Origin of the sequence: Pseudomonas sp. GM55 (assembly GCF_000282395.1) — a bacterium.
GTDB lineage: Bacteria > Pseudomonadota > Gammaproteobacteria > Pseudomonadales > Pseudomonadaceae > Aquipseudomonas > Aquipseudomonas fluorescens_CC.
In genome coordinates this window covers 26,106-48,953 of record NZ_AKJJ01000106.1, presented here as the reverse complement: position 1 = coordinate 48,953, position 22,848 = coordinate 26,106, and the positions used below count along the sequence as shown (strand labels likewise).

Annotated in this window: 18 protein-coding genes; 1 reads left to right on the top strand and 17 read right to left on the bottom strand. The window is 60.5% G+C overall.

Annotation, left to right across the window (positions count from 1 at the left end):
- Nucleotides 1-396: 396 nt before the first annotated feature.
- From PMI31_RS24045 to arnB, 10 genes are all read right to left on the bottom strand, one after another.
- Nucleotides 397-1,575: an MFS transporter gene (locus PMI31_RS24045; protein ID WP_043302613.1), complete on the bottom strand. Its 1,179-nt coding sequence runs from the start codon at nt 1,573-1,575 to the stop codon at nt 397-399.
- A 90-nt stretch (nt 1,576-1,665) separates the two neighbouring features.
- Complete coding sequence (locus tag PMI31_RS24040) at nt 1,666-3,258, bottom strand: ArnT family glycosyltransferase (protein WP_238539317.1); 1,593 nt, start codon at nt 3,256-3,258, stop codon at nt 1,666-1,668.
- 5 nt (nt 3,259-3,263) lie between these two features.
- Complete coding sequence (locus PMI31_RS24035) at nt 3,264-4,643, bottom strand: UDP-glucose dehydrogenase family protein (protein ID WP_008021612.1); 1,380 nt, start codon at nt 4,641-4,643, stop codon at nt 3,264-3,266.
- Nucleotides 4,640-5,041, bottom strand: coding sequence for a 4-amino-4-deoxy-L-arabinose-phosphoundecaprenol flippase subunit ArnF (gene arnF, locus PMI31_RS24030; protein ID WP_008021611.1), 402 nt, complete (start codon nt 5,039-5,041; stop codon nt 4,640-4,642). The genes PMI31_RS24035 and arnF overlap by 4 nt, the downstream gene beginning before the upstream one ends.
- Nucleotides 5,038-5,382 (bottom strand): 4-amino-4-deoxy-L-arabinose-phosphoundecaprenol flippase subunit ArnE, encoded by a 345-nt coding sequence (gene arnE, locus PMI31_RS24025; protein ID WP_008021610.1) that lies wholly within the window; start codon nt 5,380-5,382, stop codon nt 5,038-5,040. Before arnE ends, arnF begins: the two co-directional genes overlap by 4 nt.
- The gene (gene arnT / locus PMI31_RS24020) at nt 5,379-7,028 is read right to left on the bottom strand and encodes a lipid IV(A) 4-amino-4-deoxy-L-arabinosyltransferase (RefSeq protein WP_008021609.1); all 1,650 of its coding nucleotides are present in this window, start codon (nt 7,026-7,028) and stop codon (nt 5,379-5,381) included. The genes arnE and arnT overlap by 4 nt, the downstream gene beginning before the upstream one ends.
- Entirely contained in the window at nt 7,025-7,909 is an 885-nt protein-coding gene (gene arnD, locus PMI31_RS24015; protein WP_008021608.1) for a 4-deoxy-4-formamido-L-arabinose-phosphoundecaprenol deformylase, read from the bottom strand. The genes arnT and arnD overlap by 4 nt, the downstream gene beginning before the upstream one ends.
- Nucleotides 7,909-9,900: a bifunctional UDP-4-amino-4-deoxy-L-arabinose formyltransferase/UDP-glucuronic acid oxidase ArnA gene (gene arnA / locus PMI31_RS24010; protein ID WP_008021607.1), complete on the bottom strand. Its 1,992-nt coding sequence runs from the start codon at nt 9,898-9,900 to the stop codon at nt 7,909-7,911. The genes arnD and arnA overlap by 1 nt, the downstream gene beginning before the upstream one ends.
- Nucleotides 9,897-10,916 (bottom strand): undecaprenyl-phosphate 4-deoxy-4-formamido-L-arabinose transferase, encoded by a 1,020-nt coding sequence (gene arnC / locus PMI31_RS24005; protein ID WP_008021606.1) that lies wholly within the window; start codon nt 10,914-10,916, stop codon nt 9,897-9,899. The genes arnA and arnC overlap by 4 nt, the downstream gene beginning before the upstream one ends.
- On the bottom strand, nt 10,913-12,061 hold the full coding sequence (arnB, locus tag PMI31_RS24000) for a UDP-4-amino-4-deoxy-L-arabinose aminotransferase (protein ID WP_008021605.1): 1,149 nt from the start codon (nt 12,059-12,061) through the stop codon (nt 10,913-10,915). The genes arnC and arnB overlap by 4 nt, the downstream gene beginning before the upstream one ends.
- Before the next feature lie 392 nt (nt 12,062-12,453).
- On the opposite strand from arnB, the gene PMI31_RS23995 reads away from it, so the two are divergent.
- On the top strand, nt 12,454-13,392 hold the full coding sequence (locus PMI31_RS23995) for a site-specific integrase (protein ID WP_008021604.1): 939 nt from the start codon (nt 12,454-12,456) through the stop codon (nt 13,390-13,392).
- 4 nt (nt 13,393-13,396) lie between these two features.
- Here the strand turns inward: PMI31_RS23995 and PMI31_RS23990 are convergent, their stop codons facing one another.
- The 7 genes from PMI31_RS23990 to PMI31_RS23960 form a co-directional block, all read right to left on the bottom strand.
- On the bottom strand, nt 13,397-14,467 hold the full coding sequence (locus PMI31_RS23990) for an ABC transporter ATP-binding protein (protein WP_008021603.1): 1,071 nt from the start codon (nt 14,465-14,467) through the stop codon (nt 13,397-13,399).
- Entirely contained in the window at nt 14,464-16,062 is a 1,599-nt protein-coding gene (locus PMI31_RS23985; protein ID WP_008021602.1) for an ABC transporter permease, read from the bottom strand. The genes PMI31_RS23990 and PMI31_RS23985 overlap by 4 nt, the downstream gene beginning before the upstream one ends.
- Nucleotides 16,063-16,066: 4 nt before the next feature.
- Complete coding sequence (locus PMI31_RS23980; protein ID WP_008021601.1) at nt 16,067-17,080, bottom strand: iron ABC transporter substrate-binding protein; 1,014 nt, start codon at nt 17,078-17,080, stop codon at nt 16,067-16,069.
- A 199-nt stretch (nt 17,081-17,279) separates the two neighbouring features.
- Nucleotides 17,280-18,035 (bottom strand): ABC transporter ATP-binding protein, encoded by a 756-nt coding sequence (locus PMI31_RS23975; RefSeq protein ID WP_008021600.1) that lies wholly within the window; start codon nt 18,033-18,035, stop codon nt 17,280-17,282.
- Nucleotides 18,029-19,090: a FecCD family ABC transporter permease gene (locus tag PMI31_RS23970; protein ID WP_008021599.1), complete on the bottom strand. Its 1,062-nt coding sequence runs from the start codon at nt 19,088-19,090 to the stop codon at nt 18,029-18,031. Before PMI31_RS23970 ends, PMI31_RS23975 begins: the two co-directional genes overlap by 7 nt.
- Nucleotides 19,087-20,265, bottom strand: coding sequence for an ABC transporter substrate-binding protein (locus PMI31_RS23965; RefSeq protein WP_008021598.1), 1,179 nt, complete (start codon nt 20,263-20,265; stop codon nt 19,087-19,089). Before PMI31_RS23965 ends, PMI31_RS23970 begins: the two co-directional genes overlap by 4 nt.
- Nucleotides 20,266-20,330: 65 nt before the next feature.
- Nucleotides 20,331-22,763, bottom strand: a complete 2,433-nt coding sequence (locus PMI31_RS23960; protein ID WP_008021597.1) for a TonB-dependent receptor — start codon at nt 22,761-22,763, stop codon at nt 20,331-20,333.
- Between the last annotated feature and the right edge of the window lie 85 nt (nt 22,764-22,848).

Sequence of the window (22,848 nt, the reverse complement as noted above, 5' to 3'; positions counted from 1 at the left end):
CCCACTGCGCAGAACCTGCGCTCGGCCTCTCGAGGGGGCGTGCACCGCAGAAGCACCGCGAGGCGAGCTAACGCTCGACCTCGTTGTTTGGTGGTGCACGCGTTCTCCTGTAGGAACTGCCGAAGGCTCGGGCCGCGTTCGGACGATCTTTTGATCTTGCTTTTGCGATCTGGATATTGCTGAAGATCAAGATCCAAAAGATCGCAGCCTGCAGCAGCCCCTACAGATACTTCGTTATCTGTGTTCCCCCGGGATTCCGTGAAGTATCAAAAAAAAGGGCTTGGCTGGGAGAACCAGAAAGCCCTTGAAGTTGTTCCAACTGTTGGGGGAGGAACGCGCACAGTGTGCCGTTCAAACCTGCTGCTGACAAATTCATATTAATGAGCTTTCAGTGCATTAATTTTGCTTTGAATGACTGCGTCGGCCGCTTATGTAGCACAGCAACCCACCCACGGCAGCGAGTGCACTCAAGGCATAAAACATCGTCGGTGCCGGGGTGTGCATCAACATGAAGCCGCAAATCATCGGGCTCAACGCGCCGCCAAGCGCAGCAAGGTTCTGCGCGCCGTAATAGCTGCCGCGCAGTTCTTCCGGAGCCAGGGTATCGACGAAGAGAAACTCGGCCGGGTAAATGATGATTTCACCGAGGGTGAAGATAAACATCGCCACGCACCAGCTCACCAGGCTGTCTGCCAGGCTGAAACCGATCAGCCCGAGGATGAACAGGCCGGTGCCGACAACGATCCATTGGCGCAGTTGCTCGCGCTTGAGAAAACGCCCGATCTGGTATTGCAACAAGATCACGCTGATGGCGTTGCAGGCGAGCAGGGCGGCCATGATTTCCATGGTGTGTCGGGGGTTGCTGATCACCAGCAGGTACTGCGACAGATAAAACGTAAATCGCCCATGCACCACCGTGCTGAGCAGGCAACCGGCGGTGAACATGATCAGGGTGCGGTCGTTTTTCAGGGTGATCAGGGTTTTGAGAAAACTCTGCGCCTGGCCGGTCAGGGAAACACTGGCCGGGTCCCGGGGAATACCGGTCATCAGGAAAATACTGAAAAAAGCGACGGCCGCAGCCACCAGGAATGGTGCGCTCGCAAAGGCGCCGGCGATCAGCACACCGAGCATCGGCCCGACCGCGTAGCCAATGTTGGTCAGTGTGTAGCTCAGGGAAAACGCCTTGGCGCGCTGGCCGACCTCAAGGTTGTCGCTGAGGATCGCTTTCGAACCGATCAGGAAAAGCGATGAGGCGGTTTCGGTGACGATCAGGGTGATCGTTGTCAGGTAAAGGTTTTCAGCAAAGGTCAGCAACACCAGGCCGATAGCACTGGACGCCATCGAGAGAACAAGCAATCGGCGTTTTTCGAAGCGATCGATGATGTAGCCGCCGTAGAGCGAGAGCAGGGTGGCGACGAACACTGCAATGCCGAGCAGCAAGCCAACGTCCTGTTGGTTGAGGCCAAGCTTGTCACTGACGAACAGAGTGAGTAACGGGCTGGTGATGGCGCGGCTGACGACGATGGTCAGCGAACAGATCAGCAGGCGGCGGATAAGGGGGGAGTAGGTGGTCACGGCGTGAATGTCCTTATTCGATCGGGCCGGCATCAGCCCGATCATGGGCGCTACTCTAACAGTCGGACGATTCGATTGTTGCCATGGGATTTACTTGAGGTGCAGCAGCACGAAATCATTCTTGTCGAAGCGCCCGCTCAGCACAGGCGGCAATGCACCAATGGCCGTGCCTTGCAATGTCTCGTACGCGTTCAAGTCCATCATCAGCCACGCCGGGCCCTTCAGGGCTTCAAGTTCCGCAGGGGAGTCGGTGAACACCGGGTGCAGTTCCTGCGGGATGTTGACCATGAACTTGATGGCCTTCGCGTCTTTGCCCATGCCGTGCATCACCAGCGGTGCCGGGTCTTCTTGCACCTGTTCAAACGCCTCGCGGCTGAAGGTCCGGGTATCGTAGAGCTGTCGTTGAACAGGCTCGAACTGCAGGATGTAGAACGACCAGAGTGCCAGGACCGCGCAAAGGGCCAGTGCCTGTGCTCGCTGCACTCGCCAGCGCGGTTGCTTGAGCGCTGCCACGGCGATCACTTGCAGCACCCCGAGAATAATGAACAACGAAGTGAGGTGGGCCACTTCATCGGGAAATTTTCGTCGTACAACCAGCAAGGTCACGATCAGCAGCCCAGGGATCAGCAGCCACAGTCCCTGCATCAACCCTCGCAGCCAGGCAAACAAACGACCCTGTGTGGCGTAGAACGGATAGGCCGCCACAATGGCCGCCATGGGCAGCATCGGCAACAGGTAGCGGGCCTTTTTCGCCTGTGGGACGGAAAGGCCGATCATCACGATCAGTCCGGCGGCGACGCAGTATTGCAACAGGCGCAATGCCGGGCTGGTTTCCCGGTGGCCGGAGACTCCAACCGCCAACAGCGCCAGCACCGCCAAGGGCCAGGCCAATGCGTAATTACCTAGCGAACTGGTGAAGTAATACAGCAAATCGTTGGAACCCTCGGTGCCGTCCATGCGCCCCATGAACTGCATGCGAATCACGTCTTGCAAAAACGCCGGGCCGCCACTGACATCTGCCAGCCACAGTAACAAACCTACACATCCTGCCAGCAGTACCGACGCCAGCAGGCCGAAGACAACCAGCTGTCGCCATTGGCGATTGACCAGAAAATAGCTGCAGAGCATCCCTGTCGGAATGACCAGGCCGATCGGTCCGCGAATCCAGAAGCCGAGCATCAGCAAGGCAAAGATCAGAACCCGGCGCCGCGGCGCCGCGAAGTGATCGGCGGCATAGCCCAGGTAGAACACGCTGAACGAGACAGCGGCCAGCATCAGGTCGAGGGAAACCGCGCGGGTTTCCGTGATGAAGGTGTTGGTCAACAGCATCAGGGCGATGCTCAACAATGCCCAGCGCGTGGAGTAGGGCGCCAGCAGGCGGTACATCAATGTGACGATGATCGCTGCGGCGATGGCGCTCGGCAGCCACGCGGTCAGGCTGGTGACCTGTCCGAACGGCAGTGAAAGCAGCCAGATGAATATCGTTGAAAGTCCCGAATAGTCTGCGTAGGGCTGGCCATAGGTCGTCGGAAAAAACGACGGCCCATTGCGCAGCATCTCTTGGGCGAACAGCACGAAGCGCGAGTCGAAACCGATGGCCGCCTGCTGATACATCCCGGCGCAGAACAACAACAGCGCCAACAGACCCAGCGCGAGGGACTGTTGGCGGATGTGAGGGATCATGGGGTTCAGGCGACCACTGATTCGGTTGACCATTGCTGGTAGGGTATCGGCAATTTGCGCGATTCGCCCCGGCCGATCGGGAAGTAGGTGAAACCGATCCGTGCCAGGCGGTCTGCGTCGTACAGGTTGCGGCCGTCGAAGATCACCGGTGCATTGAGCCGCTGCTGGATCAGTTCGAAGTCCGGAGCCTTGAACTGTTGCCATTCGGTGCAGATGATCAACGCATCGGCACCGGACAGGACCGACTCAGGCGTCCCCATGAGCATCAGTTTCGATTCATCGGGATACAGCTTCTGGGTTTCCTGCATGGCTTCCGGATCGAACGCACGGACATTCGCCCCGGCGGCCCACAACGATTCCAGCAACACGCGGCTCGGTGCATCGCGCATGTCGTCGGTATTCGGCTTGAACGCCAGGCCCCACAAGGCAAAGGTCCTGCCACGCAAGTCGCCCTTGTAGAACGCGTTGATGCGTTCGAACAGCTTGTGTTTCTGCCGCTCGTTGATGGCTTCCACCGCTTGCAGCAGGTCGCTGGAGCAATGGGCCTCTTCGGCGCTGTGGATCAGGGCGCGCATGTCCTTGGGGAAGCATGAGCCACCGTAGCCGCAACCGGGGTAGATGAAGTGGTAGCCGATACGCGAGTCGGCCCCGATGCCCAGGCGTACCGATTCGATGTCGGCACCCAGGTGTTCGGCCAGCTCGGCGATCTGGTTGATGAAGCTGATCTTGGTCGCCAGCATGCAGTTGGCGGCGTACTTGGTCAGTTCGGCACTGCGCAGGTCCATGAACATGATGCGCTCATGGTTGCGGTTGAAAGGCGAGTACAGGTCACGCATCACGTCACGTACTTCATCGCGTTCGCAGCCGACGACGATACGGTCCGGGCGTCGGCAGTCGGAAACGGCCGAACCTTCCTTCAGGAATTCCGGGTTGGAGACGATATCGAACTGCAAGACACGCCCGGCATTGAGCAGGCATTTGTCGATGTGTGCACGCAAGGCGTCGCCGGTGCCGACCGGGACGGTGGATTTTTCTACCAGGATCGCCGGTTGCTCGCGATGCCGTGCCACGGCTTCGCCCACCGACATCACGTAGCGCAGATCCGCTGAACCGTCGTCCCGGGACGGAGTACCAACCGCGATGAACAGTACCTGTCCGTGCTGGACCGCGAATTTTTCGTCGCTGGTGAACTGCAACCGTTTGGCGTCGAGGCCTTCGCGTACCAGGCTGGCCAGCCCGGGTTCGAAAATACTCACGTGGCCCTGTTTGAGCAGTTCGACTTTTTTCTCGTCAACGTCCATGCAGACCACGTCGTGGCCAACTTCCGCCAGTACCGCAGCCTGCACCAGGCCAACATAACCGCTACCAAATACACTTATTTTCATGGGGCACTCCTTAATTCAGGCGCACGAGCAGGTCGAGAATTGATAGTAATGACGCCGAGGATGACCAATGCCACGCCAAGGCTTTTTGTAAGGCTGAAGGTTTCGTTGAACAGCGGCAGGCTGGCGGCCAGCAGGTACACCAACGCGTAGCTGATGCTCAGCAACGAGTAGGCACGACCCAGGGGCAGGTCCCGCAGGGGGGGGAGCCAGCAAAGCATCGACAGGGCGTAGGCGCAGATGGCAGCGAGCACCACGGCAACGGCTGTCAGGTCGATGTGAGCGGTGAGCCATTGTTCGGGTTGCGGCAAGTGACTCATGCTCCAGCGCATGCCCAATTGGGCGGCGCTGACCAGCAAAACGCTGCCCAGTGCGAAGGTAATACCGCGTCTCAGGTTCATGCGTGTTGCCCCAGCAATGCCACGCCGCCGATCACCAGCGCCACACCCAGCCAGTGACGGCGGTCGATGCTTTCGTGGAACACGAAACGCGCAACCAGGGTGATCAACACGAAGTTCAGGCTCAGCATCGGGTAGGCAATCCCGACTTCCAGGCGTTGCAGCACCAGCAGCCACACCAGCAGGCCTAACCCCAAAGAGGCCAGGGCCAGCCAAAGCCAGGGCGAGCGCAGTTTGTCCATCCACCCGGAAGCTTTGCCACGCCAGCTTTCCACCGCATATTTCTGGGCGATCTGGCCCAGGCAGGTCAGCAGGCAGGCGACCAGTAGCAATAGCAGGCTCATAGCGTCGCCTGAGGGATAATCAAAATCACCAGGTTGCCTTGTTCGTAGCGCTTGCCCTCTTTAGGCAATTGATCAAGTTCGCGCAGTTCTTCCTCGCCCTTGACCCGCATGACCACACCCACCGAGCCAAGCTGGCGAGCATCGAGCATCCACTGTTGTACCTGGTCGGGGCCGACGCGCTGCTTGAGCGAATCAGGATAGGCAAGGCCATATTTCAACTCGCCTATCGTGTTGAAAAAAGCCACTTCCGGCCGTTTCAACCGCCAGGACAACGCCGACGCGGCACCGAGGTCGTTGCTCAATAACTTGGCGGTCTGGCCGAGTTCCTGGGCGTGATCGAGGATGAATTGGTCAGGGGTTTTGTTGGCGACTACGGAGTTGGGCAGTCCGGCAGGCACCAAACCGATGAGCAACAGGCTGCCAAAAGCCGGGGCTGTCCAGCACTGCAACGGGCGGAAGGCTTGCAGCAGGTTGGCCATGATCCAGCCGATCAAGCCGATGAACACCAGCACCAGGTTGTGCAGTTCGTGATTGTAAATCGGCTTTTTCAGTTGCAGATAAACCAGGGCCAGCAGAGTAACCACACCCACCGCCAGGTTCAGCAGGCCGTTGATGCCCAGCACGCGACCTTGCTCCAGCTTCAACCGGTCAGCCAGTGCATGGCCGAGCAACAATGCCAGAGGCAGCAGGCACGGCAGGATGTAGGCAGGCAGTTTGCCCTTGCTCAGGCTGAAGAAGAACAACGGCATCCACAGCCACAGCAGCAGGAACGCGATATCGGACTGGCGTCGGGTCTGCCAGGCCTGCTTCAGCGCTGGCGGCAGCAATGCAACCCACGGCATGCTGAAAGCCACCAGCAGCGGCAGGTAGTACCACCACGGCGCGTCATGCTGGGCGTCGTCCCCGGCAAAACGGCGGATATGTTCGTGCCAGAAGAAAAACCGCCAGTAGTCAGGCTCCTGGGCATGCACCGCCAGGGCCCATGGCAGGCTGACGGCGATGGCGACCACGACCGCCACCGGGCCGTAGACCAACAGTTCACGCCAGCGTTTTTGCCAGATCATCCAGGGCAGGGCGATCAGCACCGGCAGCAACCAGGCCAGGAAGCCCTTGGTCATGAAACCCATGCCGCAGGCCAGGCCCAGCACCGCCCAGGCGATCAGGCGTTGACCGCGGCCGACGCTGTCCAGTGCAAACCACAGGGCCACCAGGCTCAGGTTGACCCAGAACGTGAATTGCGGATCGAGGTTGGCATACCCCGCCGAAGCGGCAATGACCGAGAAGCTCATGTACAGCAGCGCGCAAGCGAAACTCTTGCGCGGTTCGTTCCACATCCGGCGGGCGACCAGGTAGCACAGCAGCACACTCAAGCCGGTGCTCAGTGCGGAGGCGAAGCGCACCCCGAAGAGGTTCTGGCCGAACAGCGCCTGACCGATGGCAATCATCCAGTAGCCGGCCGCGGGTTTTTCGAAATAGCGCACGTCCATGAAATGCGGCGACACCCAGTTGCCGCTCAGGAGCATGCCCTGGCTGATCTGGGCGTAGCGGGTTTCGTCAGGAATCCATAAGCCATGACTGCCCAGTGGCAGCAGGTAGGCCAGCGCCACCATGGCCAGCAATAACGGCAAAGCCCAGCGTTTGCTCATGCGCCTTGCACTCCCAGCCAGCCTTCGCGACCTTCGAGCGCACCGCGTACCACGCGGCCGATCGGCAAACTGTCAGGGGCCTCGGGCAACAAGTCGCCCAAGGGTTGAAAACGGATGTCCCGCTGATGTGCATCGCTCAGCAGTTGACGGAAATCGTTGGCCATCAGAATCCCTTCTACCTCGGCATGGATCGTGTAGACATTGAGTTTTTCCGGGGTGAACCGGTCCAGGATGAACGTGTTGAAATCCTTGGCGGCGACGGTCGGCCCTACCACTTCGTCGAAGGTCGGCAGGTCTACCGGTATTTGTGGAGCGCCCAGGCGACCATCGGCCAGTCGTGGCTGGAACAGGCCCAAGCCGCGACAATCGCTGTTGTAGCGAAAGCCGAATCCCTGCTTGGCTTCGATCACACGCTCATCGGCACGCCAGCCGGCGGACGCCGAGCAGGTGATCTTTTCCCCGAGGATGTCGCTGAGGGTGTCCACGCCACGGCGTATCTGTTCGACCAGTTGTGCGTCGCTCCAGCGCCCGGCATTGGCTTGCCAGCCATGGTGATCCCAGGCGTGCAGGCCAACCTCATGCCCGGCATCCCGGGCCTGGCGCATCAAGTGCCCCAGGTCGCGGCCGATCGGTTTTCCAGGCCATGCGGTGCCGGCCAGCAGAATGTCCCAGCCATACAGGCCGGCTGCGTTGGAGCGAAGCATTTTCCAGAGAAACTGTGGACGGATGAGGCGCCACAAGTGGCGCCCCATGTTGTCCGGCCCGACACTGAAGAAGAACGTCGCCTTGACCTGAGCTTCATCAAGGATTTCCAGCAGCCGGGGCACCCCTTCACGGGTGCCCCGGTAGGTGTCGACATCGATCCGCAGTCCCGCCTGCATCAGCGCTTGTCCGCGATTTCGAGCATGGCTTCACGCAGGAAGAAGTCCAGGGTGTTGCCGATGGTTTCGCTCATCTCCACGGTTGGCGTCCAGTCCAGCAGGCGCTTGGCGTTGGCGATGCTTGGCTTGCGGTGCGACACGTCCTGGTAACCGGTGCCGTAGAACGCCTTGCTTTCGATGTCGCGGAAACCGGCGAACGGAGGGAAGTTGGCACGCAGCGGGTGAGCTTCGAACTGACGCAGCAGTTCTTCGCCCAACTGACGGATGCTGGCCTCGTTTTCCGGGTTGCCGATGTTGATGATCTGGCCGTTGCAGACGTCGTTGTCGTTGTCGATGATCCGTGCCAGTGCTTCCACACCGTCGGCGATGTCGGTGAAGCAACGTTTTTGCTCGCCACCGTCGAACAGGCGAATCGGCGTACCTTCCACCAGGTTCAGGATCAACTGGGTAATCGCGCGGGAGCTGCCGATACGGGCAGAATCCAGGCGGTCCAGGCGTGGACCCATCCAGTTGAACGGACGGAACAGGGTGAAGTTCAGGCCCTTCTGGCCATAAGCCCAGATCACGCGGTCCAGCAGTTGCTTGGAGACCGAGTAGATCCAGCGCTGTTTGTTGATCGGACCGACCACCAGGTTGGAGCTGTCTTCGTCGAAGTTAGGGTCCTGGCACATGCCATAGACTTCCGATGTCGACGGGAAGATCACGCGCTTGTTGTACTTGACGCAGTAGCGAACCAGTTTCAGGTTCTCTTCGAAGTCGAGTTCGAATACGCGCAGCGGGTTACGGGTGTATTCGATTGGCGTCGCGATGGCCACCAGCGGCAGCACCACGTCGCACTTCTTGATGTGGTACTCGATCCACTCGGAGTGGATGCTGATGTCGCCTTCGACGAAGTGGAAGTTCGGGTGGCTGCGCAGGCGCTCGATGGCGTCCGAACCGATATCCAGGCCGTAGACTTCGTAACGGTCATCGCGCAACAGACGCTCGGACAAGTGGTTGCCGATGAACCCGTTGACGCCGAGGATCAGCACGCGGGTGCGACGCGGGGCACGACCGGATTCGGCACCGCGCAGCACGGAACCGTCCACCAGGCCCAGTTCGTTGGCCAGTTGCGGGCCGCTCAGGTACAGACCGTTGTCGTTGCGCTGGCCGGCGTTGATGATCAGCGAGTCCTCACCGCAGGCGATGCGCAGCGGCTCGACGCTGATGACGCGGCCTGGCGCCAGGCCTTCGTTGCCCTTGGCGACTTCGGCGCTCCAGACAATCAGCTTGTGCTCGCCCACCGCGCAGAAGGCGCCCGGGTACGGCTGGGTCACGGCGCGGACCAGGTTGAACAGTTCTTCGGCCGGCTTGGCCCAGACCAGTTTGCCGTCCGCCGGGGTGCGACGGCCGAACACCGTGGCTTTGGATTCGTCTTGCGGTGTTTCGCTGGCTTTGCCCTGCAGCAGTGCCGGCAAGGTGTCGCGCAGCAGGTCAGCGGCCGCCGTGCGCAGTTTGCCGTGCAGGCTCAGCGCGGTGTCGCTGCGCTCGATCGCAACCTTTTGCTGGGCAACGATGGCGCCCGCATCGGCACGCTTGACCATGCGGTGCAGGGTCACGCCGGTTTCCGTTTCGCCGTTGACCAGCACCCAGTTGGCCGGTGCACGACCACGGTAGCGTGGCAGCAGGGAACCGTGCAGGTTGAACGCGCCTTTACGGGCCGTGGCCAGCAGCGTTTCGCTCAGCAGGTTGCGGTAGTAGAAGGAGAAAATGTAGTCGGGGTCGAGCTTGGCAATACGCTCGATCCACAATGGATGGTTGGCGTCTTCCGGTGCATGCACGGCAATGCCGTGACGGGCGCATAACTGTGCGACGGAACCGTAGAACGCGTTCTCCTTCGGATCGTCGGCGTGGGTGAACACCGCCGCGATCTCGAAACCGGAGGCGAGCAGGGATTCGATGCCGGCACAGCCAATATCGTGATAGGCGAAGACAACAGCTTTTGCACTCATGAAGGAACCTGATCTGAAGAAGTGGAAGTAAGGCCGTCGACGGTAACAACGGAAGCGGGGGAGTCGGGCTGGCTGCGCAGCACCTTTTCAATGAAGAAGCGCGGACGTGCGCGTACGTCGCTGTACATGCGGCCCAGGTATTCACCCAGCAGGCCCATGCCGATGAATTGACCACCGGTGAAGACGAACAACACGGCGAACAGTACGAAGGTGCCACCACCGGCCCAACCGGCGCCGAACACCAGACGCAACAGGACCAGCGCCACGGCGAACAGCACGCCCAGGGCCGCCATGCCGACGCCGACGATGCTCAACAGTCGCAGCGGCGTGGTGGTCATGCAGGTGACCAGGTCGAACATGAGGTTGATCAGGCGCATGGGGCTGTATTTGGAATCGCCGTGTTCACGCTCGGCGTGGGTCACGAGGATTTCCGTGGTGTGGCGGGCAAAGCTGTTGGCCAGGATCGGAATGAAGGTGCTGCGCTCGCGGCAGGCGAGCATGGCGTCGACAATGGTGCGTCGGTAGGCGCGCAGCATGCAGCCGTAATCGCTCATGGCGACGCCGGTGGAGCGTTGCACGGCAAGGTTGATCAGCTTCGATGGCCAGCGGCGCAAGGCCGAGTCCTGGCGATTGTTACGCACCGTCGCGACGACGTCATAGCCGAGTTCGGCCTGTGCTACCAGCCGCGGGATTTCTTCGGGCGGGTTTTGCAGGTCGGCATCGAGGGTGATGACGACATCGCCTTTGCACTGTTCGAACCCGGCCATGATCGCCGCATGCTGGCCATAGTTGCGGTTGAGGATGACCGCCACCACCGGGCTGCCTTCGCGGGAGGCGGCGTCTTCCAGGATCTGTGCGGAGTCGTCGCGGCTGCCGTCGTCGACCAGCACGATTTCGTAGGCCTGGTGCAACTGCTGGCAAGCCGCTTCGGTGCGCCGAAGCAGTTCAGGCAGGCTTTCCTGTTCGTTGTAGACCGGAATGACGATCGAAACGAAGTTGATTGGGTAAGGTCTCAATGGCTTCTATCCATGCAGTTTTCGATGGCACCGACGACGCGCTCGACATCATCGGTGGTCATGTCGGGGAACAACGGGATCGAACACAGCCGCGCCGAATTCCATTCGGTGTTGGGCAGGTACAGGTTGGGGTAACGCTGGCGGTAGTAAGTGTGCAGGTGCGTTGCAATGAAGTGAATACCGGTGCCGACATTCTGCTCCTGGAGGGCTTTCATGAACGCTTCGCGATCCAGCCCGCACTGCTCGGCGTCGATGCGCAGGATGAACAGGTGCCAGGCATGTTGTTGCGAATAGGCGGGGACGCTCAGCGGTTGTACCGGCAAACCTTCCAGGCGCTGCAAGTAGGCCTGGGCCAGTTGAGTGCGCCTGACGTTGATCTCGTCCAGGCGTTCCAGTTGCACCAGTGCGATGGCCGCGTTGATGTCAGCCAGGTTGTACTTGAAGCCGGGTTCGACAACCTGGGCCTGGGGCTTGCGGCCGTGGGTCAGGCGGTCGTAAGCATCAACCCCCAGCCCGTGAAACTTGAGCATGCGTACCCGCGAGGCCAGGGCTTCATCGTCGCTGACGAACATGGCGCCTTCGGCGCAGGTCATGTTCTTGATCGCGTGGAACGAAAAGATCGCCGTGCCTTTGGAGCCGACGTGACGACCTTTGTAGAGAGTACCTGCGGCGTGGGCGGCGTCTTCGATCACGGCAATGCCGTGTTTGTCGGCCAGCGCGTAGAGCGGATCGAGATCGAATGCCGCACCGGCGTAATGCACCGGGATGATGGCTTTGGTGCGCGGCGTGATCGCTGCTTCGACAGTGGCCACGTCGGTCATCAGCGTGTCGCGGTCGACGTCGACGAACACCGGCGTAGCACCCAGCAGGGTGATCATGTTGGCGGTGGACACCCAGGTCTGCGACGGCGTAATGACTTCATCGCCGGGACCAATGCCCAATGCCAGCAGGGTGATATGCATTCCACCGGTGGCCGAGGACAGTGCCACGGCATGTCTGCAACCGACGTAGTTGGCGAAGTGTTCTTCCAGTGCCTGGTTCTTCGGACCGGTAGTGATCCACCCGGAGCGCAATACTTGCTCTACGGCAGCGATTTCTTCGTCGCCGATGCTGGGACGGGAGAAAGGGAGAAACGCCTGACTCATGGGCACCTCAGGGGCTGAAAACGTAAATAGCCTTTGAGGCTAAAAGGGATCCAAAAATCAGCATAGACGCTAAATCAGAATCTGCATCAAATCAACTAGTTACTGGATGGAAGCAAAAAATTGCGTCAGTTGACTTTTTCCGCGATGGCCGGCAGGTTGGGCATCCGTCTGGGCTGCACCGATTTTACAGAAGGTTATTCCCGATTTTGTGAAAGGAACATGAAAAAACGGTTGGGGAATCGTTTTATCTGGAGGCTATTAAGCCGCTGTTCAGACTTCTTCCGTTTATCGCGTTTTTTCGGAAAAGTCCTACAAGTGTATTGTCTTTTAAATCATCGTTATTTCACTTCTTAGTTGTTTCATTGAACTGTTTACATTCAAGGCCGTTTCGTTTGATTGACTTACCTGTAACTGATTCACGCACACCCCTTACCAACCCGCTGACCCTGTATCTGGCGCGACTGGCGCCGTCCAGCCAACTGACCATGCGTTACGTGCTGCAGGATGCTGCCGACCGCCTGGGCTTCGAAGACCACGATATCGAGGAAATACCCTGGCACAACTTGCAGCCCGAAGACGTGATCGCACTGGTGGCCACTTTGCGTTCCGACGGTTATGCGCCCAACACGTCCTCGCTGTATGTCAACGCGGTGCGCGGGGTGATGAACGAAGCGTGGCGCATGAGCCTGATTTCTCAGGAGCATCTGTTGAAGATGCGTACGGTAAAGGGCATGGCCGGTACACGGCTGTCACAGGGGCGCAATCTGCGGCGGACGCTGATTCAGGAACTGATGGCGGTCTGCGCGGCTGATCCGCGGCCACAGGGACTGCGGGATGCCGCGATCATCGGGATTCTGTACGGCTCGGGGATGCGCAAGTCCGAATCGGTGAACCTGGAGCTGAGCCAGGTCGATTTCACCGAGCGCAGCCTGCGGGTGACGGCCAAGGGCAACAAGCAGTTGATCAAGTACGCCCCGGCCTGGGCCTTCGCCAAGCTGGAAGCCTGGCTTGAGCTGCGCCGTTCGTTGCTCAAGGACGGAGAGTCGGATGACCCGTTCCTGTTCAACCGCATCCGCCGTGGCAGCCATATCACCCGTGAGCGCATCACCAAGCATGCGATCTACTACATTGCCCGGCAGCGGGGCGCGCAGGTCGGGGTGAAAATCATGCCCCACGACTTCCGGCGTTCATTCATTACCCGGGTGATCGAAGAGCATGACCTGTCGATTGCGCAGAAGCTGGCACACCACAGCAACATCCAGACCACGGCCAACTACGATGTGCGCGACGACAACGAGCGACGTCGAGCAGTGGATCGATTCGATCTGTGAACGATCAGATCTCGCTCAGCACATGGGCGTGGCCAATGGTCGAGACCTGAACCGAACTGCCGGCGGGTGGCGCATACATGCCTGAACTGCGCACCAGCAGTGATCGACCCGGTTGCTCGCGGCGGGTCAATGGCTGCAGTTCCACCGTCAGCGTGCAGGTGTTGCCGCTGAAGTCCCGATCGGTGACCACGGCCCGGCAACCGCTGGCTTCCGGGTCACTGGGGAGGATGCTGGCCAGTTGCAGCTGTTCGGGGCGCAGCATGATTTGCGCGGACTTGTTGTTGCGGTGGTTGTTGACCGGGATCCGCCCCAGGTCGCAATGGGCCCAGCCAGCCTCGATGCGTGCGGGCATAACCACGGCATCCCCGAGGAACAGGGCGGTTTGCTCGTCTTCGGGGTAGCGGTACAGGTCCAGTGGATGGCCTGACTGGACCAGCCGGCCATGGCGCATCACCGCCAACTGGTCGGCGAACGACAGGGCTTCACTCTGGTCATGGGTGACCAGAATGGTGGTGACACCCGCGTCTTCCAGCAGCCGCGCAACCATCTTGCGCATCGCGGCGCGCAATCCGGTGTCGAGCGCCGAGAACGGTTCGTCCAGCAGCATCAGCCTTGGCTGTTGTGCCAGCGCCCGGGCCAGGGCCACTCGCTGTTGCTGGCCGCCGGACAATTCGTGAGGCCAGCGCTCGGCCATCTTCGCGTCCAGCGCCACGCTGTCCATCAGTTCAGCGACTCGCTGCTGTTTTTCATTGCCCTTGATGGACAAACCAAAGCCGATATTCGCTGCCACGGTCATATGCGGGAACAGTGCGCCGTCCTGCGGCACGTAGCCGATCAGGCGTTGATGCGCCGGCACTTCGTGGGTGCCGTCGACCAGGGTCTGGCCATTGAGCGAAAGACGCCCGGAATCAGGGAACTCGAAGCCGGCAATCATCCGCAGCAACGTGGTTTTACCGGAACCGGACGGGCCGACGATGACCGTGCGACTTCCGCTTGGCACCGACAGGCTGACGTTGTCCAGAGCGCAATGGGCGCCATAGGACTTGTAGAGGGCATTCAATTCAAGAGTGTTCATCGGCCAGCCGTTTTTTTCGATTGGTGATAAAGAAGTCCGGTCAACGGAAGCGACAGCACAACCATCAATAAGGCGTAGGGCGCAGCAGCGGCATAATCGATTTCGCTGGTCATGGCCCAGAATCCGGTTGCGAGCGTGCGCGTGCCGTTAGGGGCCAGCAGCAGGGTGGCGGTCAGTTCGTTGGTGATTGCCAGGAACACCAGCGCCGCGCCAGCGGCTGCCCCCGGTGCGGCCAGGCGCAAGGTGATCAGCCACAGGGCCCGGGCTGGCGAGCGGCCAAGGCTGCGGGCGATGTTTTCCAGTTCCACCGGGGCCTGGGCAATGCCTGCGCGCAGGCTCACCAGGGCACGGGGCAAGAACATCAGCAGGTACGCCAGCAACACGGTGAAGGTGGTCTGGTAAATCGGCCGGGCAAAATGGATCGTGACGGTCACCAGCGCCAGCGCCACGATAATTCCGGGCAAGGAACTGGTGATGTAGTTGCAGCTTTCCAGTACCCGTTGCATTCGGCCGGGGTAGCGGATCGACAGCCAGGCAATCGGAATCGCCGCGCAGGTGGTCAGCGCCGCGCCGGCGACGCCGAGTAGCAGCGTTTGCTCCAGCGCGGGCAACAACTCGGCCATGTCCCAGACTTCCGCGCCGCCGGCGATCAGCCATTTACCCAAGGTGATCAGTGGAACACCCAAGGCCAGGGCGCAGGTCCCGATTTGCAGGGTCAACGACAGCAGCGTCGAAGTCGTTTTCAGGACGACCACCCGTTGCTCCCGGGCGCTTCCCGAGCCGACGCGAGCGTAACGTGCGGAACCCCGGGCGGCGGACTCGGCCGTCAACATCGCCAGGCAACATAGCGCCAGCACGCTGGCCAGCATGTGCGCCGCTGCGCCGTTGAAGGTCGATTTGAACTGATCGAAGATCGCGGTGGTAAAGGTGTCGAAGCGGATCATGGCGTACAGGCCATATTCGGCCAGCAGGTGCAGGCCGACCAGCAAGGCGCCGCCGCAGATCGCCAGACGCAATTGCGGCAACACCACGCGGAAAAACACTTTCCAGGGTTTGAGCCCCATGGACTCGGCGACGTCTTCGATGGCCGGGTCAAGTCGGCGCAAGGTGGCCGCCACCGGCAAATACAGAAACGGGAAGTAGGCGATGACCGAGACCAGGACACCGGCAAACAAGCCGTGAATGGGTGGCACCAGGCTGACCCAGGCGTAGCTGTGAACGAACGCAGGCACCGCCAGCGGTGCAGTGGCCAGCAACGACCACCAGCGCCGTCCCGGCAGATTCGTGCGTTCGGTCAGCCAGGCCAGCGTCACCCCTAGCGCCACGCACAAGGGAATTGTCAGCAGCACCAGCAACACGGTGTTGACCAGCAGTTCACCCACCCGAGGGCGGAACACCAGGGTCACGACGGTTGACCAGCCTGTCTGCAGGGACACGCCAATAACGTAAGCGATCGGTAGCAGTGCCAGTAATGAAACCAGCACCGACAAACCGATCACCCATACACCGCCACGTCCCGCAAAGACTCCGCGGGATCGTCGACGCAATGTTGCGGGTGTCGCCTCAGCGACCCCCGCAGGCAGGATTTCAGGCATCAATTTAGAGCAGTCCGGCCTGTGTCATCAGCTCCACGGCTTTTTTGCTGTCGAGTTTAGAAGCATCGACAGTCGGCGCATCGAGTTGATTCAGAGGCACCAGTTTAGGGTTGGATTCAGCGCCTTTGCCCACGGCGTACTCAAACGACTTGCCGTTCTTCAGCACAGCCTGGCCATCCTTGCCGGTAATGTATTTGAGAAACGCCTGGGCTTGTTCTTTGTGTTTGCTGGAGGCGAGGACGCCGCCGCCGGAGATGCTAACAAAAGCGCCCGGATCTTTGTGCTTGAAATAGTGCAGGGCGGTGTTTTTGCTGTTTTCGCCGGTCTTGGACTGATCCACCAGGCTGTAGTAGTGGTAGATCACGCCGCTGTCGATCTGCCCGGCATTCACCGCTTTGAGTACGGAGCTGTTGCCACGGTAGTTGCTGTAGTTGGTTTTCATCGCTTTCAGCCAATCCAGCGTGGCGGCTTCACCCTTTTGTTCCAGGATGGCAGCGACGATGGCCTGGAAGTCAGCACCGCCTGGCGACGCAGCCCAGCGACCTTTCCAGCTGGGATCGGCCAGGTCCATGATCGATTTCGGCAGATTGGCTGCAGGCAGTTTGCTCGGGTTGTACACAAACACCGTGGAGCGTGCGGCAATCCCGACCCATTTGCCGTGGGCCGGACGGTAGGCGGAGTCAATCTGCTCCAGCGTGGCCTTATCGACAGGTGTAAACAGCCCGGCGTTGTCGACCAGGACCATGGCCGGGGAGTTTTCGGTCAGGAACACGTCCGCCGGAGAAGCCGCACCTTCCTGCACGATCTGGTTGCCCATCTCGGTGTCGTCGCCATTACGCAAGGTGACGGGAATACCGGTTTCCTGGGTAAAACCTTCGACCCAGGCCTTGGTCAGGCCTTCGTGTTGCGCGTTGTACACCACGATGCCGACGGAGTCAGCTGCGTAGACCTGGCCAGCGCTCAGCAAAGCGGTGGCCAGCAGGGCCTTTTTCAAGAACGAGGGGATGTTCGGAATCATTCTGCGGGCTGCTCCTGGTGCATTTTTTTGAAAAGTCATGGGCATTGAAACGCTTGTAAACCAATGCGAATCATTTGCATATTTTGAGTTGCAGGGAATCTAGAGATCCAAATGAGAAAATAACGTCAAAAAAACCGTTAATACATGTAATTTTCATTCAGATTAGCAGCACTGTGCCCACTGTGGTTCGACTCGTCGATCAAACGATGTCGTCGATCAGAATATGACGCTGTCCCCGGCTGCATTTTTCGATCCTGGCGTCGACCTTGTAGACGTCTCGCAGCATCTGCCCAGTGATCACTGCTTCGCTGGGGCCACTGCCTTTTGTCGTGCCCTCGGCGATGACCAATACCTGATCGGCAAAGCGCAGCGCCTGATTCAGGTCATGGATGGCGATGAACACGATCACCTCACGCTGTCGCGCCAGCTCGCGCATGAAATTCAGCACCTGCACCTGACGGTGCATGTCCAGGGCGCTGGTGGGTTCATCCATCAGCAGCACTTCCGGTTCGCGCACCAGGGTTTGCGCAATCGAGACCAGTTGCTGCTGGCCGCCGCTGAGTTCGCCCAGGTTGCGAAATGATAGCTCGGTGATGGCCAGTGCGCCGAGGATCTGGTCCACCCGCTTCAACTCGTCGTCGTCGACGGTCCAGCCGGGCGTCAGCTGTTTGCGTGCCAGCAGAACCGATTCGTAGACCGTCAGGCGGGCACTGGCATTCAGGCCCTGGGGCATGTAGCTGATGCCCTGATGGCCTTTTTTCGAGTCTTGCAAGTTGACCCGGCCGGGACCGTCGATCAATCCGGCCATGCGTTTGAACAATGTGGATTTGCCGGCGGCATTCGGCCCGACCACGGCGACCACCTGGCCGCCGCTGAAGGTTGACGTGGTAACGCCCGAAATGATCTCGCGTTGACCGTAGCGGGCGCCAAGGTTCTCGAGTTGTATCTTCACCATGAGTTTTTCTTCCCGCCCAGAATCAGAGAAATGAAGAACGGCACGCCGATCAGCGAAGTGACCACCCCGATCGGAAATATCGCACCCGGTATCAGGGTTTTACTGACCACCGAACTGGCGGACAGGATCAGCGCCCCGGTCAATAGCGATGCCGGAAGGAAGAAGCGTTGGTCTTCGCCAATCAGCATCCGTGCGATGTGCGGGCCGACCAGCCCGATAAAGCCGATGGTGCCGACAAACGCCACCGGAAACGACGCCAGCAGGCTGACCATGATCAGCGTCTGAAAGCGCAGGCTGCGCACGTTGATGCCGAAGCTCGCGGCCTTGTCATCGCCAAGGCGCAGGGCGGTCAGTGCCCAGGCCCGTCGGGCGAAGATCGGCAGGGTGATCAGGATCACCAGGCAAATGATGCCGAGTTTGGGCCAGGTGGCTTTGGTCAGGCTGCCCATGGTCCAGAACACCACGGCCGCCACGGCTTGCTCCGTGGCAAAGAACTGCACCAGCGCCAACAGTGCGTTGAAGGTGAATACCAGTGCAATCCCCAGCAATACTATGGTTTCGGCCGTGACGCCGCGGCGCATGCTCAGGAAGTGGATCAGCAGCGCCGACAACATCGCCATGATGAACGCATTGACCGGGACCATGTATTGCGCCGCCAGGGGAAACAGCACCACGCCGAAGGCCAGGCCCATGGCCGCGCCAAAGCTGGCCGCGGCGGAAATGCCCAGGGTAAAAGGACTGGCGAGGGGATTGTTGAGGATGGTCTGCATCTGGGCGCCGGCAAGGGACAACGCGGCACCGACCGCCACCGCCATCAATGCCACCGGCAAGCGGATGTCCCACATCACCACCCGCACTTGTGCCGGTGCGGTTTGCGGGGAAAAGAGGGCGCCCAGCACTTCACTCAAGCTGTAGCTCGCCGGTCCCAGCGCCAGGTCCAGCAGCACGCTGAACAGCAGCAAGGCGGCCAGTGCCACGAGGATCAGGCGTTTGCGCAATACCAGATGCCGATAGATGTCGCGTTGCACCACCGGGGCTTCGCCGAGAGAACTCATGGCGTGACCTCCGGGGTCTTCAGGCTGACGAAATAACCCGACTCGTAAGGGACCGGCAGGAAGCGCTCATGCAGTTCGCGAAACGAGGCATCGGGGTCGAGGTCGGCAAACAGGTGCGGATGAAACCATTTGGCCAATTGCTGAATGGCCACGAACTGGTAGGGGCTGTTGTAGAACTGATGCCAGATGGCGTGAAACGCCTGATCGTTTTGCGCCTTGATCCCGGCATAAGCCGGACGCCGGGTGTACCACGCCAGTTTGCTGCGCGCCTGCTGCAGATCGGCGCCAGGTCCGATACCGACCCAGTGTCCGCCCGGTGCAAAGGCCTGCCAGTTGGCACTGGTGACCACCACCTGATCCGGGTTGGCCACCACCACCTGTTCGGCGTTCAATTGGCCAAAGGTCGTGGGGATGATGCCTTTGGCGATGTTGTTGCCACCGGCCATTTCGACGAAACGTCCGAAGTTCTCGTCGCCGAAACTCAGGCAGCAATCGTCGGTGTAACCGCCAATGCGCTCGATGAAGACGTTCGGCCGCGTTGGCTGGCGGGCCTCGATGAGCGAGGTCACCCGGCGAATCTGCCGGCTGCGAAAGTCGATGAACGCCTCGGCGCGATCTTCCTTGCCAAACAGCTGGCCAAACAGGCGCATGGTTGGCTCGGTGTTTTGCATCGGGTTGTTGCGAAAATCGACATAGACCACCGGGATGCCCAGCGCATCGAGCTTCTCGATGTAACGGGCGTCTTCGGTGGCGTGCTGTGCTTCGATGTTGAGGATGATCACATCGGGTTGCTGGGAGATGGCCTGCTCAATGTCGAACGTGCCGTCTTCAAAACCGCCGAAGGTCGGGATGTTCGCGATGTCCGGGAATTTGCGCAGGTAAGCGCCATACGTATCCGGGTCGGACTGGATCAAATCCTTGCGCCAGCCGACGATGCGCTGGATCGGGTTTTGCGTATCCAGCGCGGCCACCAGGTATAACTGGCGACCTTCGCCGAGTATGACCCGCCTGACCGGCACGTGAACCTTGACCTTGCGGCCCAGCAGGTCCGTCACGGTAATGGCTGTCGGGTCTTGCGCCGCGCTGGCAGGAAGCGGTGTCAATGTGAACGCCGCCATGCCCAGAAGCCCGACAAGCAAAAACGCAGTGAGGCTGCGTCGATGTACAGATGCCATGGTTGAATCCTTTGCCAAAGGCCAGCCCGGACAACGACTCAGGTCGCTGTCCGGGGCCGGATGTTTCAGAAATCGACGGTGGCCGACATGAGCAGGGTGCGCGGCGCGCCTTGGGAGAACGCGCCGTAAGAGGCAACGCCGGACCAGTATTCACGGTCGAACACGTTCTGCACTGTCGCCCGGAACGTGGTCGGGTGCTCGGCGATACGCGTGGTGTATCGGGCGCCGGCATCGAAACGGGTCCACGCGTCAAGTTCCTGGGTATTGGCCTGGTTGACGAACTGGCTGTCGGTGTAGATCGCACCACTGGTGAGCGTCAGGCCTTCGACCCAGGGGGTGTCCCATTCAGCCCAGAGGTTGGCCTGGACGTCGGGCACACCCACCGGTTTGTTACCGCGGTTGGCGGGCGTGCCGGACTTGGTCAACTCGGCGTCCAGCAGTGTGACGCCACCGAGCAGGCGAGTGCCCTGGGCGATTTCGCCGAACACATTCAACTCCACGCCGCGGTTGCGTTGTTCGCCCTGCACCGAGAACACGCCGTTGGCCAGTTCGCCGCTCGGTTTCTTGATCTGGAACAGGCTGAGGGTCGAGGTGAAGGTGCCGTAATCGACCTTGACCCCGACTTCCTGTTGCCGGGAGATGTAGGGCGCGAAGATCTCGCCTGAGTTCGACGCGGTGGCCGGTGCGATATCGCCTTTGCTCAGACCCTCGATGTAGTTGTAGTAGAACGAAACATGGTCCCAGGGTTTGACCACCACCCCGAACATCGGCGTGGTTTCGCTTTTGTCGTAGGACGTGGTGACGAAACCGGCCGGGTTGAAGTTGTCGGACTTGATGTTCTGTTTGCGCAGCCCCAGGGTGACTTGCACGCGCTCATCCAGCACCGAAAGGGTATCGGCCAGCGCCACGCCGGACAGCTCGGTCTCTGACACTTTCGGTGTGTCAGGCGTGGCGATGTTCGGCTTTGGGCGATCGATCGGGTGGTAGATGTTGGACAGCACGGGTGGCCCGGAAATAATGCCGCGGGACAATTCATCGCGGTAACGAGTGACTTGCAGGGTAGTGCTGTGGCTGATCGGGCCGGTGTCGAAGCGCAGCCGGGCGCCGGCGTCGACGGTGTAGCGCTCGACTTCAAACTTGTAGTAACCGGGAATCGAGGACGTGTCACCGGCGCTGTTGAGGATGGTCGGGGTCTGGTCGGACATCCGCGACACGTCGGACTTGCCGCCACCGGCATGGGCGAACACGGTCAATGCGTCGTTCAGGTCGTACTCGCCGCTGAGCAGTGCCGATTTGTCGCGGGTTTCGGACCAGCCCCATTCCTGTGTCACGTTGGTGCGGCCGTTGGCGGCGGAAGGGATGTCGATGCCCTTGGCAATCAGGAAAGGCCGCGAAGGGGCGTCGAACTCTTCTTTCTGGCTGATCAGGTCCAGGGCGGTGCGCAGGCGTTCGCCCTGGTAATCCAGGGAAATGGCGCCGATGTCGACGTCCCGGGACTGGTCGTCGATGGCGGTGTCGCCGGTTTGCGTGCTGCCGTTGATGCGCACGCCGAACTCGCGACCTTCACCGAAGCGCCGGCTGAGGTCGATATGCCCGCCCAACTGGGAATTCATGGCGTAGCTGGCAGTGAAGCGGGTCAGGTCCTCGTCCAGCGAGCGTTTGGGCACCACGTTGATCACGCCGCCGACACCGCTGTTGGGCGACATGCCGTAGAGCAGCGCGCCAGGGCCCTTGATCACCTCGATGCGCTCGGCGTACTCGGTGAACACCCGGTAGTTGGGTGCGACACCGTACACACCGTCGAAGGCCAGTTCACCGAGGTTGCCTTCACCCACCGGAAAGCCACGGATGAAGAACGAATCCACCACGCCACCGGCCTGGCCGGTGGAGCGCACGGAAGAATCGCGCTCCAGGACGTCGGCCACGGTCACGGCCTGTTGATCCTTCATCAGGGTCGAGGTGTAGTTGCTGACGCTGAAGGGGGCGTCCATCACATCTTTGTTACCCAGCAGGCCGAGCCGGCCACCTCGGGCGACCTGACCGCCGGGGTACACCGGCGGCAAACCGTCGGCGCGCCCATCGGTGCCGCTGACCGTGGTGGCGCCAAGCGTCAGCGTACCTGCGCTGTCGGCGGGGCGTCGCGCCAAGGTGTAGCTGCCGTCGCTGCGCCCAACGATTTCCAGATCGCTGCCAGCCAGCAGTTTGTTGACGGCTTCCTGGGTCGAATAGGTGCCGGACAGGCCCGGGCTGTTCAGGCCGTCGGTCAGCGATGGCTGGAACGACAACGCAATGCCGGCCTCCACGGCAAATTTCGACAGGGTCGTACCGAGTGGGCCCGGGGCAATGTTGTAGGTGCGGGTGGCTGTGGCGTCCAGTTGCGCCGGCTCGGCCGCTTGGGCGTAAGGGTTGGCGGCGCTGGTCAGGGCAAGGCTTAGCAGTGCGCTGCGGATCGCCAGTTTGAGTGAGCGATCCGAGCGCAGAGGTCGTGCAACGAACATGGAGTGATGACCCTTTCGACGAGGTTGAGAAGTTCTTCCTTTCCTTGCCAGCCGAGATCAAAAAAAGTATCACCCGCGCAGCAAA

Excerpts from the sequence above, each read along its gene's own strand:
- PMI31_RS24040 (WP_238539317.1), bottom strand. The coding sequence starts at position 3,258 with ATGATCCCTCACATCCGCCAACAGTCCCTCGCGCTGGGTCTGTTGGCG.
- PMI31_RS24035 (WP_008021612.1), bottom strand. The coding sequence starts at position 4,643 with ATGAAAATAAGTGTATTTGGTAGCGGTTATGTTGGCCTGGTGCAGGCT.
- arnF (WP_008021611.1), bottom strand. The coding sequence starts at position 5,041 with ATGAACCTGAGACGCGGTATTACCTTCGCACTGGGCAGCGTTTTGCTG.
- arnE (WP_008021610.1), bottom strand. The coding sequence starts at position 5,382 with ATGAGCCTGCTATTGCTACTGGTCGCCTGCCTGCTGACCTGCCTGGGC.
- arnT (WP_008021609.1), bottom strand. The coding sequence starts at position 7,028 with ATGAGCAAACGCTGGGCTTTGCCGTTATTGCTGGCCATGGTGGCGCTG.
- arnD (WP_008021608.1), bottom strand. The coding sequence starts at position 7,909 with ATGCAGGCGGGACTGCGGATCGATGTCGACACCTACCGGGGCACCCGT.
- arnA (WP_008021607.1), bottom strand. The coding sequence starts at position 9,900 with ATGAGTGCAAAAGCTGTTGTCTTCGCCTATCACGATATTGGCTGTGCC.
- arnB (WP_008021605.1), bottom strand. The coding sequence starts at position 12,061 with ATGAGTCAGGCGTTTCTCCCTTTCTCCCGTCCCAGCATCGGCGACGAA.
- PMI31_RS23990 (WP_008021603.1), bottom strand. The coding sequence starts at position 14,467 with ATGAACACTCTTGAATTGAATGCCCTCTACAAGTCCTATGGCGCCCAT.
- PMI31_RS23985 (WP_008021602.1), bottom strand. The coding sequence starts at position 16,062 with ATGCCTGAAATCCTGCCTGCGGGGGTCGCTGAGGCGACACCCGCAACA.
- PMI31_RS23980 (WP_008021601.1), bottom strand. The coding sequence starts at position 17,080 with ATGATTCCGAACATCCCCTCGTTCTTGAAAAAGGCCCTGCTGGCCACC.
- PMI31_RS23975 (WP_008021600.1), bottom strand. The coding sequence starts at position 18,035 with ATGGTGAAGATACAACTCGAGAACCTTGGCGCCCGCTACGGTCAACGC.
- PMI31_RS23970 (WP_008021599.1), bottom strand. The coding sequence starts at position 19,090 with ATGAGTTCTCTCGGCGAAGCCCCGGTGGTGCAACGCGACATCTATCGG.
- PMI31_RS23965 (WP_008021598.1), bottom strand. The coding sequence starts at position 20,265 with ATGGCATCTGTACATCGACGCAGCCTCACTGCGTTTTTGCTTGTCGGG.
- PMI31_RS23960 (WP_008021597.1), bottom strand. The coding sequence starts at position 22,763 with ATGTTCGTTGCACGACCTCTGCGCTCGGATCGCTCACTCAAACTGGCG.